This window comes from Paenibacillus pinihumi DSM 23905 = JCM 16419 (genome assembly GCF_000422505.1).
GTDB classification, from domain to species: Bacteria; Bacillota; Bacilli; order Paenibacillales; family Paenibacillaceae; genus Paenibacillus_D; species Paenibacillus_D pinihumi.
Genome location: NZ_KE383865.1, coordinates 444,269 through 458,819 on the forward strand (window position 1 = coordinate 444,269; position 14,551 = coordinate 458,819).

Annotated in this window: 14 protein-coding genes; 13 read left to right on the plus strand and 1 reads right to left on the minus strand. The window is 50.6% G+C overall.

Features of this window, described 5'->3' with window-relative positions; genetic code table 11:
* The first annotated feature begins 127 nt into the window (after positions 1-127).
* From H583_RS0122270 to H583_RS33940, 9 genes are all read left to right on the plus strand, one after another.
* Complete coding sequence (locus H583_RS0122270) at positions 128-784, plus strand: response regulator transcription factor (RefSeq protein WP_028562398.1); 657 nt, start codon at positions 128-130, stop codon at positions 782-784.
* A gap of 12 nt (positions 785-796) precedes the next feature.
* A complete protein-coding gene (locus H583_RS0122275; RefSeq protein WP_028562399.1) occupies positions 797-2,236 on the plus strand; it encodes a sensor histidine kinase in 1,440 nt (479 codons plus the stop codon).
* A complete protein-coding gene (locus tag H583_RS0122280; RefSeq protein ID WP_028562400.1) occupies positions 2,233-3,024 on the plus strand; it encodes a hypothetical protein in 792 nt (263 codons plus the stop codon). Before H583_RS0122275 ends, H583_RS0122280 begins: the two co-directional genes overlap by 4 nt.
* Positions 3,025-3,450: 426 nt before the next feature.
* Positions 3,451-4,125, plus strand: a complete 675-nt coding sequence (locus H583_RS0122285; protein WP_245585984.1) for an N-acetylmuramoyl-L-alanine amidase family protein — start codon at positions 3,451-3,453, stop codon at positions 4,123-4,125.
* 16 nt (positions 4,126-4,141) lie between these two features.
* Positions 4,142-5,581, plus strand: a complete 1,440-nt coding sequence (locus H583_RS0122290; protein WP_028562402.1) for an ABC transporter substrate-binding protein — start codon at positions 4,142-4,144, stop codon at positions 5,579-5,581.
* An 87-nt stretch (positions 5,582-5,668) separates the two neighbouring features.
* Positions 5,669-6,562, plus strand: a complete 894-nt coding sequence (locus tag H583_RS0122295) for a carbohydrate ABC transporter permease (protein WP_028562403.1) — start codon at positions 5,669-5,671, stop codon at positions 6,560-6,562.
* 54 nt (positions 6,563-6,616) lie between these two features.
* Complete coding sequence (locus tag H583_RS0122300) at positions 6,617-7,450, plus strand: carbohydrate ABC transporter permease (RefSeq protein WP_051236905.1); 834 nt, start codon at positions 6,617-6,619, stop codon at positions 7,448-7,450.
* A 23-nt stretch (positions 7,451-7,473) separates the two neighbouring features.
* On the plus strand, positions 7,474-8,622 hold the full coding sequence (locus H583_RS0122305) for an efflux RND transporter periplasmic adaptor subunit (RefSeq protein WP_028562405.1): 1,149 nt from the start codon (positions 7,474-7,476) through the stop codon (positions 8,620-8,622).
* 122 nt (positions 8,623-8,744) lie between these two features.
* A complete protein-coding gene (locus tag H583_RS33940) occupies positions 8,745-9,002 on the plus strand; it encodes a response regulator transcription factor (RefSeq protein WP_028562406.1) in 258 nt (85 codons plus the stop codon).
* 29 nt (positions 9,003-9,031) lie between these two features.
* Here the strand turns inward: H583_RS33940 and shc are convergent, their stop codons facing one another.
* Complete coding sequence (gene shc, locus H583_RS0122315) at positions 9,032-10,927, minus strand: squalene--hopene cyclase (RefSeq protein ID WP_028562407.1); 1,896 nt, start codon at positions 10,925-10,927, stop codon at positions 9,032-9,034.
* Positions 10,928-11,144: 217 nt separating this feature from the next.
* On the opposite strand from shc, the gene H583_RS0122320 reads away from it, so the two are divergent.
* The 4 genes from H583_RS0122320 (at position 11,145) to abc-f (ending at position 14,475) form a co-directional block, all read left to right on the plus strand.
* Complete coding sequence (locus H583_RS0122320) at positions 11,145-11,531, plus strand: DoxX family protein (protein ID WP_028562408.1); 387 nt, start codon at positions 11,145-11,147, stop codon at positions 11,529-11,531.
* A gap of 219 nt (positions 11,532-11,750) precedes the next feature.
* Positions 11,751-12,182, plus strand: coding sequence for a DUF6526 family protein (locus H583_RS0122325; protein ID WP_028562409.1), 432 nt, complete (start codon positions 11,751-11,753; stop codon positions 12,180-12,182).
* Positions 12,183-12,295: 113 nt separating this feature from the next.
* Positions 12,296-12,439: a hypothetical protein gene (locus H583_RS37250; RefSeq protein WP_169456509.1), complete on the plus strand. Its 144-nt coding sequence runs from the start codon at positions 12,296-12,298 to the stop codon at positions 12,437-12,439.
* A 101-nt stretch (positions 12,440-12,540) separates the two neighbouring features.
* A complete protein-coding gene (abc-f, locus tag H583_RS0122335; protein ID WP_028562410.1) occupies positions 12,541-14,475 on the plus strand; it encodes a ribosomal protection-like ABC-F family protein in 1,935 nt (644 codons plus the stop codon).
* Positions 14,476-14,551: the final 76 nt, after the last annotated feature.

Below are 14,551 nucleotides of genomic sequence, written 5' to 3' on the forward strand. Positions count from 1 at the left end.
AGGAGTTGTAATTTGAATCCGAAGTCTGCAAAGGCACATCCTAGCAATTCTTGTAACTTTCATAGCCCATCATTATCATATATAATCATGGGAAACTTACAACTTATTTGTCAGGAGCCATCAACGAATGACCAAAAAAATACTGATTGTCGAAGACGATGTCCATATTTCGAATATTATCAAGATGAATTTGAATCTGGTGAACTACACAACCGCCGCGGCATATGACGGTATGGCGGCACTGGAGCTGATCCGGCAGGAGAAGTTCGACTTAATTCTGCTGGATGTGATGATTCCTCAACTGGACGGCTTTGCCCTGATGGAGCGGATTAAGCCCTATAACATTCCGGTTATTTTCCTGACAGCCAAAAATTCGGTCTACGACAAGGTGAACGGGCTGAAGCTCGGTGCAGACGATTACATGGTCAAGCCGTTCGAGGCGATCGAGCTGCTGGCCCGGATTGAATCCGTACTGCGCAGATACGGCAAGGAGGAGCGGATCATGGAGTTCCAGTCCATCCAGGTGGATTTGGACAAGCGGGAAGTGACCCGACTCGGAGAAACTGTGGAGCTGACACCCAAGGAGTATGATCTGCTCGTTGTGCTGATGAAGAACAAGAACATTGCCTTGTCGAGGGAACAATTCATCGATAAAGTATGGGGCGGCGACTACTATGGCGAGACGAGAACGGTCGATATGCATATCAAGTCACTGCGTAAAAAGCTGGAGCTGCAGGATCATATCAAGACGATCTACAAAATGGGCTACCGTCTGGAGGATTAGGAGGGAGAAGGAATGAAATTTTGGCAGAAGATCTTTTTTCTCTCCATTCTGGTCTTCATCGTTATTTTTAATGCGGCCTCGGTCATGGTCATCGAACGCAGCCATAACCGGATGCTCCAGCAGGAGATTAACGGGGCGATCAGCCAAAATATGAGCATTCATTCCAGTGTGGATGCCATCGTGCCGATTTTGCGGATTTATGACTCGATTGATTATGAGAAGACAGTTCTGTCACGGATTGCCGGTGAATTTGTGGATAAAAACGGCGACCAGCAAGTATTTATCGATATCCGTGACGGCTCAGACCGTGTGGTGTTCAGCAATCTGGACTTTCAAATGCCAAAGGAACGCCAGGAGCTGGACGGGCTTGCGGAGAACGAAATCCGGTATGTGCTTAGGGACATCGGGGAACGAACCATCCTGTTCACGACGAATACGACGGTCATTAATCATAAAACCTATCTGTTTACGTACATGCTTGATGTGACTCCTGTCTATCAGGAACGGATTGCGCAGTATCAATTTTTCGCCCAGGTGGATATTGCGGCCTGCCTGCTCTATATGCTGGTCATGTTCTTCGTCAGCAGGGGACTGACACGTTCAATTGACAGATTGAATGAGACGGCCAAGGTGATTGCCAAGGGGAGCTTTTCCGAGCGTGTCCGGTTAAAATCGGGGGATGAGATTGGGGAGCTCGCGCTGAATTTTAACAAGATGGCGTCCGTGGTGGAGGACAAAATCACGGATCTGGAACGGAACAATGAACAGAAGCAGCGGTTTATAAATAATTTTACGCATGAGCTGAAAACACCGCTCACCTCGATTATCGGCTATGCCAACTTTTTGAGGACGACGAAGTACAAGGAGGACCTGTTCCTCGACGGGTTGAATGTTATTTATTCGGAGGGCAAGCGGCTGGAGTCGCTGTCGCTCAAGCTTATGGATCTGATTTTGCTGCAGGAGGATCATTTTCAGATGGAGGAGCATGATCTGCAGGATGTTATTGCAGAGGTCAAGCCCGCGCTTGAGATGATGGCGAAGGAAAAGCAGGTCCAGATTATCACCGACTGCGAGGAAGGCACCCTGTTGATGGATAAGGATTTGATGAAGGTGCTTATTTTTAACCTTGCCGACAATGCGCTCAAAGCGTCCTCGGAGCGGCAGCAGATTGCGGTTCGCACGTATTGGCAAGACGGGCACTATCATTTGCAGATTGCTGACGAGGGCATTGGAATTGCCAAGGAGCATCAGGATAAAGTATTTGAGCCGTTCTATATGGCGGACAAGTCCAGGACACGGAGCCGTAACGGGGCCGGGCTTGGGCTGTCCATCTGTCAAAGCGTAGCGGACATGCATCAGGGTGTGATCAGCATTCGCAGCAGCGAAAATGCCGGGACTACGGTCGAGGTCAGCTTTGCGGGAGTGCGCGGGAAAGGCGGGGTGGAGCTGTGAAGAGACTTATGCTCATGATGCTTTGCGCTGTGCTCATGATGGCAGTGACCGGCTGTCAGGGATGGTTCAATGCAATTCCGAAGGATGCCGTCATGGTCAAAAAGATCACAAAGGAGCATACCGCGGATAATGATTTTGAATACGAGGGCGTACTTTCCCAGGCGGCGGTGAAGACCTTGAGCTTTAATGCGATCCGCAAGTATTATGATGAAAGCTTGAAGATCGATGATTTTCAGTTTGAACTATCCGCTGTCAATCAGAATAAAATCACAGAGCTGTTCAAGGAAACAAAAGTAGCTCCTGGTCCATCCCAGCTTACTGTGAGGGAAAGCATGACGCAGTTTGATTACAAAAAAGCGCTGGATGAAATCCCCGGCGGACTGTACTATGTTACGTTGACCCGGTCCGCCAATGTTTCGGAAACCTATGATGTTGTCCTGAACGCCAGAGATGGCGAAATATTGAAAATATCCAAGACGGCGCGCGCCAGAACGAGTGCGGAAAGCAATCAGTCTGAGAGGGTCTTTGATATAGCCGACCGGTTTTTGCAGGACAAAATAAATGTGTCCATATCTGATTTAACCTTCCGCGAAGATCTGCTCCGCTGGAGTATGGATACAGGGGGATTTGATATAGACAGGAAGTATAAGGATACGGTTGAGGTGTTTTACACAGATAAGCAGGACAACAAGCAAATCAGATATTGTATCGTGATTAACACCAGGACAAGTGAAGTTACCGGCTTTAGCAAGGATATTATGGCGCTGCTGAATTATTCCAGACTCTAGTTGAAAAGAAGGATAGCTGAAATAAGCAGAAGCGCTGCTGTTTATCTCATAAGGGTGTTTCAGAAAGACGGATTCCGCACCATCGCAAAGATGGCACGGAATCCGTCTTTTTTTGTCCAAGTCTGCATTTATTCCGGGACGGACAAGGCTGTTCGTTATACCGGATGACTGTTTTTGTACCTGTGGGTCTCCCGTATGCACAGGCTGCAATCTTTACAACTTCTATACAAGTCGATCTAACTTATCATATATCGCCCTACTATACTGGGAGAGTGCCGCAGAAAGAAGGCGATTACTGAACAAATGTGAATATGCCCCCAAAGGCTGCACGCTTCGTATGCCGGGGCAGGAAAGCGGGAAGGCATGAACAGAAATTTTCAACCACATCATAAAAAACGAAAGAGGATCCTGGTAAGCTTGATCCTTGTGCTGGGACTGGCCCTGTCCGGATACGCCCTGTTCTCATCGCTGATCTCGGCAAGCCGGGAGTTATCCGCTTCTGAGACGGGCACTCCGCAGCTGACGGGCAAGAAGGATGAGCAGGCGAGGAAGTCAGATGGACGCCATATTATCGTCATCGATGCCGGACATGGCGGGAAGGACCCGGGGGCTGAAGGCGTGAGCGGCAAATACGAGCGGGCATATACGTTGTCCCTGACGATGAAAATTGCTGCGCTGCTCGATCAGGAGCCGATGTTTGAGCCTCATATGACACGTACGGACGACACATTTATCGGGCTTACCGACCGTGCACGTATGGCCAATGAACTGCATGCGGACGCCTTTATCTCGGTTCACGGCAATACGTTTCCCGACCCTGATATAGCAGGCACAGAATCCTATTATTATGCGGATGACAGTATCCGGCTCGCCAACACGATTCACCAGCAATTAATACAAGCTGCCGGCTTCAAGGACCGGGGGGTGAAGATGGAAGGCTGGTGGGTGTTGAAGAAAAGCGAGGTTCCCGCCATATTGCTGGAAATTGGCTTTCTGACGAACCGCGATGAGGAAGCAGCTATGTTGAGCGATGCCCATCAGAGCAAAGTAGCCCAAGCTATTGTGGATGGGCTAAAACAATATTTTTCCACAAAGAAGTAAGGAAGGATGATAGAGAATGAAGAAGACTTTGATGATTCTATTGACGATGCTTGTTATGGTTACTGCTACAGCATGCAGCAGCGGGGCGGAGAACGGATATGGCGGCGGCAATCCGGGAAGCGGGAATACAACAGGCGGAAGCACGAGCCAGACGGACGGCGGCAGCACCAACACGGCGGACGGTGGTATTTCCATCGGCGCACCCTCTACAACAGAGAAGAAAACCGTCGTATTCTCGACGTTTTTCCCGAGTGATTATTTCAAGGAAGCAAAGAAGCGTTACGAAGCCAAACACCCGAATATTACGATTGACCTGAAATGGGTGGAGACCGATGATGCGCATCTGGAGGACAATCTGGAGAAGTTTACGAAGACGACGAACACGGCCATGCTGTCGGGCAAAGGTCCGGACCTGATCGAGATGGACCAACTGCCTACCGGGGATTATGTAAAGAAGAAGATGCTGGCCAATCTTGGCGATATGATCGATAACGATCCTTCCTTCAAGAAGGAGAAGTATTTTACCAATGTTCTGGACGGTATGAAGGTCAATGGCGGCATTTACGGAATGCCGACGGGATTTTTTCTGTTTGCCCTTGCAGGCAACCAGGATTTTATTGAAAAGAGCGGTGTGAAGATCGATGATGCGAACTGGGACTGGACGACGTTTACAAGTACAGCCAAGGAGCTTGCACAGCATGCGGACAAGGAGCATCAATACGCGCTTGGCAGAAGTCTGCCGGAATATATGGTGCCTCAACTGGTCAATAACCAATATTCAACCTTCATTGATCAGGAGAATGGCAAGGCCAATTTTGAGTCCGAAGCATTCAAGGATGTGCTGAAGCAAATCAAGTCATTATTCGATGAGAAGGTTATCGGCATGGATGCGGGATTGCCGGTCTTCAATGATGTGCAAATTAATTCGCCTGCTGATTATGTGCGGGAAATGAAGCAAAGCGAATTTATAGGAAACAATGGCGCTTACAAGTCCAAGCTGTATTTGAAGCCGCATTCGGGCGGACAGAAGCCGGGCGGCTTCTTCAGAACTTATCAGACGGTCGGCTTGAGTGCGCGCTCGGAAGTCAAGGCTGAAGCATGGGACTTCCTCAAGTTCCTGCATTCAGATGAGATGGCGGATCAGGTCAAAGGCGCAGGCTTCCCGCTGAACAAAGCCTCTTACGAGAAATCCGCACAGGCGCTGCTGAACGTCGGCAAGGTGGAATCTGTGCAGCCGATCGGTCCAATGAAGGGCAAATCATTCGAGATTACGCAAAAAGATATTGATGATTTGGACCGCTTCCTGACGGGTGCCATCTATCCGGTTCAGTTCAAGCCTTCCAAAATTGATGAAATTTTGAGGGAAGAATCCAAAGCTTACTTTACGGGACAGAAATCGATGGAAGAAGTAGCCAAGCTGATTCAGAACCGGGTGACGACTGTATTGAATGAATAGTTCCGGGAAGCAGGGGATGGACCTTGAATGAAAATTCCAAGGCTCATCCCGCTTTCATGGATGGAACAGCAATTGGGAGGTGCAAATATGACAGACCTTCGTTATCCGGCCAAGGCGGTCAGGCTGCTGCGCAAGGACTGGGCCGTGGCCACACTTTTTCTGGCGCCCAGCCTGATCGGCTTTGCGGCCTTCTATCTCATTCCGTTTGCCATGGGCGTTCTATACTCATTCCAGGACAGCACGATTGATGGTTCGTTCGTCGGTCTGGACAATTACAACGCGGTTCTCTCCAGCAGTTCCTTCCGCAAGGCGGCTGCGAATACGTTTATGTTCACCGCTGTCAGTGTTCCGCTTATTATTGCGCTGTCCCTGTTTTTTGCCCATCTGTTGAACCGGAAGCTCTTTCTGAGGAATTGGCTGCAAACGGCCTTTGTGATGCCGCTGGTTGTACCTGTCGCCTCAATAGTCATGATGTGGCAGATCTTATTTGATTGGAACGGAACCTTTAACGTCTGGCTGCACAACCTGAACTGGGGGCGGATTGACTGGATGAAATCAGATTGGTCCATCGGTGTGCTGGCTATTGTATATACGTGGAAAAATATCGGGTACAACATAATTTTATTTTTGGCAGGGCTGCAGAGCATCCCGAAAGATTACTATGAAACGGCGGATATTGAAGGTGCGGGGAAATTTCATAAGTGGATACACATAACACTGGTTTATTTGACGCCTACAATGTTCTTCGTTGTCTTGATGTCGATTATCAACTCCTTTAAGGTGTTCCGCGAAACCTACCTGATCGCAGGCGATTACCCGCATGACCGGATTTATATGCTCCAGCACTATATGAACAACATGTTCCAGTCGCTGGATGTACAAAAGCTGACAGCCGCAGCGACGCTGATGGTCGGCTGCATTCTGGTTTTTGTCAGTGTCATGCTGATGATTGAGCGCCGTTTCCGGAACTTCATGGATTAAGACAGGACGGTGAGACAATTGAGTTTATTCCGCAAGCTTGCGCTTACGGCGGTGATGGGAGCACTCGCCCTGCTGATGCTGTTCCCGATTGCCGTGACCTTTGCCAACTCCTTCATGACTGAAGCAGAAATTGACTATAACTATCACCTGATCGGACAGATGGTCAATGTAGCCGCAGGAGAAAAAGACGGGTTTATTAACCTGAAGCTGGTCCCGGACTGGATCTCGTTCGGCCAGTATGCAGAGGTGCTGGTGCATAAGCCGGTATTTTTGCATATGTTCTGGAATTCGGTCCTTCTCGTTGTGCCTATTATTGCCGGGCAAGCAGTCGTGGCCTCTCTGGCTGCTTACGCATTCGCCAAACTAAAGTTCAGGGGACGGGACAAGCTGTTCGTCGTCTACCTGATGACGATGCTGATGCCGTTTCAGGTGACGCTTGTTCCCAACTATATTATTGCGGACAAGCTCGGCCTGATGAATACGCAGTCCGCCATTATTTTGCCCGGGATTTTCAGTGCCTTCGGAGTATTCATGCTGCGGCAGTTCATGCTGCACATCCCGTACTCCTATGTGGAAGCGGCTAAAATTGATGGCGCGGGCCAGCTTCGGATATTCTATCAGATTATGGTCCCGCTGATTAAGCCGGGTATTGCTGCCTTGATCGTATTGCTGTTTGTAGACAACTGGAATATGGTCGAACAGCCGCTTATTTTTCTGGAGGATGCGTTCAAACAGCCGCTGTCCTTGTATTTGTCACGCATCAATGAAGGGGCCAGAGGGGTGGCGTTTGCCGCCTCCGTTGTATACATGACACCGATGGTGCTGCTGTTTTTATATGCGGAATCTTATTTTATTGAAGGCATACAGCTGTCGGGAATTAAAGGCTAGTACATTTTACGGGGTGAACACATATGGAATTGCAATCGAATGAGCAGGCGGCTGCCGGACGCAAGCGCAAAATCCGGCTGATTGCCGGTCTTTTTATCGGGATGCTGATCGTATTCTCGTTGTTCAGCAATACGCTGGCATCGCTGACACTGCCCAAGGTGGCGCTGACAACGCCAGGCAGGGGCCAACTTGACCATACGTTTGAGGGCAGCGGGCTTGTGAAGTGGAAGACGGAAGTCCAACTGACGAATCCTGCCGGCTGGAAGGTGCAGCAAATCAAGGTCAAGCCGGGAGATGCCGTGAAAAAGGGCCAAACCCTTGTTGCCTATGATAAATCAGCCGCTGAGCAGCAAATTTTGGATGAGCAGGCCAGCCTCAAAAAGCTGAAGCTGTCCATCACAGAGCTCCAGCATAATTATATTGAAGCATCGAAAAGCGGAGAGGACAAAAACGTCGATGACGCCAAGCGGGCGCTTGATTTAAGTGCGATTGATGCAGATACCCAGGAGCGCCGCATTCAGAAGCTGCAAAATGATTTGAAGTCGAACCGTGAGCTTATTGCACCGTTCGACGGGTTCATTACGAAGGTGAACGCACTGGAGGGTCTGGTTTCCGGCGGCAGTCCGGATGTGGTCGTGTCCAATGGGGAACTTGGCTTTGAATTCAGTTTTACTGCGCCGTCTGACGCTGCGGCAGCGCTTAATATAGGCGACAGTCTGAATGTGCAAGTCGTTACGGGAGGCGAGTCCCGTCAAATAGAAGGGGTTATCGCTGATATCCGAAATGCAGATTTGATGAATCAAGACGGCGGGGGCGGCGAAGGAGCGGGACTGGCCGCGGGCAAGCCGATGAAGCAGCTCGTTCTTACACTGAAAGATCAGCAATTGAAGGGCGGCGAACAGGCGCAGGTTGAGCTGGTCAAGTCGCTTCGGGACGTCATTCTCGTACCGAACAAGGCGATACATGATGAAGGGGACAAAAAATATGTGCTTGGCGTTGAGCAAAGAGACGGTCCATTGGGGAATGCCTTCTATGTGCGCAAAGTATATGTCAAGGTTGCGGATGCCAATGAATCCGTGTCGGCTGTAACCGAAGGGCTGTTCGATCAGGAGAGCATTATTCTGGAGAGCAGCGACCCTCTGCAGGAGGGCGACAAGATTCGGATGCAGTAGTGTGTGCGGCTGCCCTTTGTCTGTCAAAGAACGTCAAAGCTACAGATAAAATCAGGGTTATCTGCTGGATGATCATCCGGACGGCTTCGAGCTGGGAAGGCTGCTCAAGGAGCGTTTCGGCCATGTCTTGGCATGTAAGTGAAAAGCTGCTGCTGCAAAGCCGAAATCCGCTGACTCCCGCAGAACACAATATTCTCAGACTGATCGCGATGGAGAATACGAGCAAGGAAATTGCGCTGGGACTGGCGATGAGCCAGCGTACAGTGGAAGCCCGTATGACCGCAATGAATCAAAAGCTCGGTGTCAAATCCCGCATTGAAGCCGTGGCGAAGGGCTGCGACCTTGGTCTGCTGGGTTCATCCCGTCTGAAGGACAGCTAGACAGTGTTCGCAGAACATCTCCTCAAAGCTTACAGTTTGCCAAACTTCCGCTTGTAATGAGACAGTGCAAGCAGCGGGAAAATGTAGCGGTAGCTATGGTAATGTGTATAAAAGTTGCCGGGAAGCCCTGCTCCGGTCGGATAAACGGCGGTCCAGCCGTCATCCTGCAGGGAAGCGATCAATTTCTCGATGCCTTTATTCAGCTCAGCTGTCGGGTACGGCAGGGCTGCAATGAGCGCATCCAGCGCCCAGGCCGTCTGGGAAGGTGTACTCTCGCCTAAAGGGACATACCGCAGCTGCCGATCGCTTTTGCAGGATTCTCCCCAGCCGCCATCCTCATTTTGAATGCTAAGGAGCCACTTGACTCCTTTCTGCACAGTCTCATGACGTGCTGGCAGGCCTGATGCGATCAGACCGGTCAGCGCGGACCAAGTGCCATAGATGTAGCAGATCCCCCATCTCCCATACCAGGACCCGTCTTTCGCTTGATTGTCAATGATCCAGTCTGTTCCCCGCTTGATTGGTGTATACCGGTTATCCAGTCCCACGAAATTCCCCAAATACTCCAATGCCCGGCCTGTCAAATCGGCCTCCGAAGGATCAATCGCAGCGGACTTGGCACCATCAATCGCAAGCCAGGTCAGCAGGTGATTGTCCGTATCCTTCTCAAATGCAGGCCAGCCCCCGTCCTCGTTCTGCATGGACAGTACCCAATTGAGCCCGCGGTTCCATGCTTCGCGCCATTCAGGGCCGGACCGCGAGAAGCCGGACAGCACCCGCAGAGCAGCGGTCGAATCGTCCACATCGGGAATGATAGTGTTCGGCTCTGAAAATCCCCATCCTCCAGAAGGTACACCAGGATTATGTATGCTCCAGTCTCCCGGTTTGTCCTGCTGCTTGCCCCGCAGATAGACGGCGGCACACCGGATCGCCGGATGGCTGTCTGAGAGCCCCGATGTTTGCAGTGCATAAGCAAGCAAAGCGGTATCCCAGATTGTAGAGGGAGAGTTCTGAATCGTGAGATGGCCGTCTTTGAGTCGATATTGCATTGCTTTTATGCCCTGTACGGCCCGTGTAATTAATGGATGGTTCTTGTCATAGCCAAGGGCAAGCAGGGAGAAGATCATCAGGATGGTGCAGCTCGCATAGGTGTAGAATGTTCCATCCGGCTCAATGCGCTGAAGCATAAACGCTTCGGCTTTTTTGGTGGCGGCTTCATGGATATGCCGGGGGACACCGATGAGCCGCTTCACGCCTGCCTCAATCTGATCCTTCATGGCTTTGAATCCCCGGGGCTGATGATCTTCATCCTCTGTGCGGCTATTCTTAAGTCCGGACAGATCGGGTGTCTGTTCTGTTTTAATGGAGAAGCGGCGGTCAGCCATAATCATCATCGGAACCAGGTGCACCCGCGAATAGCCTGAAAAATCAAAGAAACTGATAGGAAAGGAAGCGGGAAGAAGCAGCAGCTCCAGCGGAATGGACGAGATGGCCAGCGGCCACCTGGTTTGTCCGGTGGCTGCAAGAATCGCCTTGGTGAGGATGCTCGTCGCTTTGCCAAGCCCACCCTTGGACTGAATATAGTGTCTGGCCCGTTCCATTCCTTCATCCGAGCAGCTGCTGTAGCCGGAATATAACAGTGCATAATAGGCTTCAATTGTTGCGGACAGATTGCCTCCATCCTCATCCCGGAACAGCTTCCAGCAGCCGTCGGGATGCTGTGCGGCGAGAATGCGGTCATGAAGCTGGCGGATCAATTCCTCATCCTCCATGTCCAGCGTCCGCAGCAGAATAATCAGGTAAGAATCAATGTTCGTTCCATTCTCAAAGCAGAATTCCCACGCCCCGTCCTGCCGTTGCTGGCGCAACAGGTCTGACGTCAGCCGGTCGATTGCCTGTTCGATGCTGCTTAAGATCTGGCTCATATTCAGCGTACCTCCAGAGGTATAATATGCATTATATGTGCGCGGTTATGGGAAAATGAAACCCAGGCAGGCGGATTAAGCAGCTTGTGCGGCAAGCGCACAGTGGACGGCGAGTGCGGTGCAAGAGCATATTCCGCAATCTGAAAGAAACGTTTGTTCGCTTTTTGTGCTACGCTATGGATACAACAAATTAATTATCAGAAAAGAGGGGTTCATGTTGGCAAGAGAAATTTCCAAAGGCAGGCTATGGACCGGTTGGACCATGAGCGGGCTGGTTATATTGTTTATGCTGTTTGACAGCATTTCCAAGTTTTTTAAACCTGCCCAGGTAGTCGAGGGGACGCTGGAGCTCGGGTTTCTGGAGCATCACATTATCGTAATTGGGGTGCTGGGCTTGCTGTCCACGCTTTTATATCTGTTCCCCCGTACCGCATTTTTGGGAGCCATTCTGCTGACGGGCTATTTTGGCGGCGCCATTGCCATCCATGTCCGGATCGACTCTCCGCTGTTTTCGCATATCTTGTTTCCAGTCTACTTTGCACTGCTCGCCTGGGCAGGCTTGTGGCTGCGGGATGACCGGTTGCGCAGGATCATGTTTTCATAAGGAGTAATGAAGCTATTAGAATTTGTATCATTAGATGGTATCCGTCAGGTCTTCCTTATACAGGATTAATTGAAACGGTGTTGAATATATTGTGTAATGCACGTAACCAATGGCGGGATGATACGTACCCGGTCTGTCAGAGAGTTGGCGGATTAACCGGTCCTTCAGACTTGCCAGCTTGGGATGCACCATTGAAGCCATTACACAGGAGGGAAGAAAGTGAGTAAGTCTGCACCGCAAAGCTATGTCAATCATAGGAAGTTTTCTCCGTTATATCATTTTGCTCTTGCACCGCTGTCCATCATTTTGTTGATTGCTTCTGTTGTATATCTTGTAAAAGAAGCCTTCAGTTTCTTGTCGGTGCTTATTGCTGTGCTGACTCTGTGTATCATTCTTCTTGGTATGGTGGTACGGCAATTCGCCACCCGGCTCCAGGACCGTATTATCTATCAGGAGGAAAGCCAAAGGCATCTCCGGCTTACTGGAAAACCGCTGGATGAGAGAATTCGCTTGAAGCAGGTCATTGCTCTTCGTTTTGCCACAGATGATGCATTTCCTTCCTTGTGCCAGCAAGCTGCCGAGGAAGGGTTGGAGCCTGCCAGAATCAAGCAGTCGATTACGAAGTGGAGACCTGATTATCTGCGGGTGTAATCGCTCTGGATGCATTATATAAGAATTCAGGAGCCTGGTGCAGGATAATATCTTGCATCAGGCTCCTGAATTATGTTACTCTATATACACTATTGTAAAGGAGGTGAAGGTAGGTGAATCACGAAATGGTCAACAACCGTATTAGCCAGCTTGGACTTGTTCTGTCTGGCATTATATTCACTTTTTCCGCGAACGGGATCAGTCTGTCCAAATTTGAACATACAGTTGTACCATTCGCGAGAAGACGCCTGCCTTGACCACAACGGATCTTTAGTTATCCTTAAGGGCCGCGCACTTGTTGCCGCGGCTCTTTTTGTGCTTGCAACAGGGTCTCTCAGCTAACCAGGAGGCTCATCATATGACGATTATAAATGTACAAAACTTGAAAAAGTACCACGCTGCCAATCTTGTATTGGAGGATATAACCTTTCAACTTCAGGCTGGAGAGAAGGTCGGACTCATTGGCCGCAACGGGAGCGGGAAATCCACGTTGCTGCGTTTAATTTCAGGTATAGATAAGCCGGATGACGGCATGCTGACCATCCGCAAGGATTTGCGAATCGGGTATTTGCCGCAGATTCCGGCGGAATTTGATCAGATGACGGCCTATGAGGTTCTTGCTTATGCCTATCGGGATCTCATCCGGATCAAGCAGGAAATGTCGGCGCTGGAGCAGCAGATGTCCGGGACGGATTCCCGGCCGGAAGTGATGGAACAGCTTCTGAATAAATATGCCCTTCTCCAGGAACGGTTCGAGCAGGGCGGCGGTTATGATATGGATGCTGCAATTGATCAGGTGGCTGGCGGGCTTCGAATTGACCGCAGCTATGACAGCCGCATATTCGGCAGCTTGTCCGGCGGGGAGAAGACCCGGATTTTACTTGCTTCCCAGCTTGTGGTTCAGCCGGATTTGCTGCTGCTTGACGAACCGACGAACCATTTGGATATCAAAGGGGCAGAGTGGCTGGAGCAGTTCATCCGCAATTGCGGCTGTGCCTGTGTCATCGTATCGCATGACCGGTATTTTTTGGATGCCACAGCTAAGAAGATCATTGAGCTGGAGGACGGAGAGGCGCATCTGTATTTTACCAACTACAGCGGCTACGCCAAGGAGAAGGAGGAACGGCTGCTCCGGCAATTTGCCCAGTACAAGGAACAGCAGAAGGTGCGGAAAAAAATGATGGAGACCATTCGCCAACTGGAGGAATGGGGGCGGATTGGCGGCAATGAGAAGTTCTTCAAGCGGGCCGCCGCGATCCGCAAGGCAATGGATCGGATGGAACTGGTGAAACGCCCGGTGCTGGAGCGGAAAGCTGCGGACTTTGATTTATCCCCGTTGGAACGCTCTGGCCGCAGAGTCATTACCTTTACAGGGCTGGCGAAGCAGTTTGGCAGCCGGATGATTTTGCAAGATGCGGAAGGCAGTCTGCTCTATGGGGAAAAGGTTGTGCTGCTCGGCGATAACGGATCGGGAAAAACGACGCTGTTCAAAATGCTGCTCAGCCAACTGGAGCCGGATGCAGGTGAACTGGAGCTCGGCTCCCGCACAGAAATCGGATACTTGGCCCAGCAGGAGCCAGTGGAGCATGGCAAGCTGACAGTACTGGAGTTTTTCCGCATGGAAGCAAGGCTGGAAGAGGGAGAAGCCCGGGGCATACTGGCAAAATATCTATTCTACGGCGCGGATGTTTTCAAGCCGCTGCATATGATCTCAGGCGGAGAATGGACACGGCTGCGGCTCGCGCTGCTTGTTCTCTCCAAGCCGAATGTGCTGCTGCTTGATGAGCCGACCAATCATCTCGACTTGGATTCGCGCGAGGCGCTGGAGGAAGCGCTGGAGCAATTCCCGGGAACAATTCTGGCCATCTCGCATGACCGGTACTTCATCAACCGGCTGGCTCAGCGGGTATGGGAATTGAGAAAGGGTAAAATTGCAGCTTACCTTGGCAATTACGATGCGTACAAGGCAAAGCGTGATGAACGAATGGAAGCGGAACATGTGCCTTCAGGGAATACTGTGCACAAGCCGGAAACCAGGTCTGCAGCCGGCTCTCCTGCAAGCAAGCCAGCGGGTAATCCTCATAATAGCAAGCAAGAGAGCAAGCATAACCTGGAGCGGTTGGAGGCCGAAATCGCAGAGTTGGAAGCATGGCTTGCCTTGGCTGATGAGGAATTGCATCAGTTTGACCCGTCTGCAGATCCGGAACAGCTTGAAACGAAGTGGCGTGAACGTGAAGAGCAGCAAGCCCGTCACGACGGGCTGATGGAGCAATGGGTGACATTGACTGAATAAAAAAATTAAGCTCCCCGGAGATTTGTCCGGGGAGCTTTTTGTCATAAGATTTTTACCTTACATCAGATATAGCCAT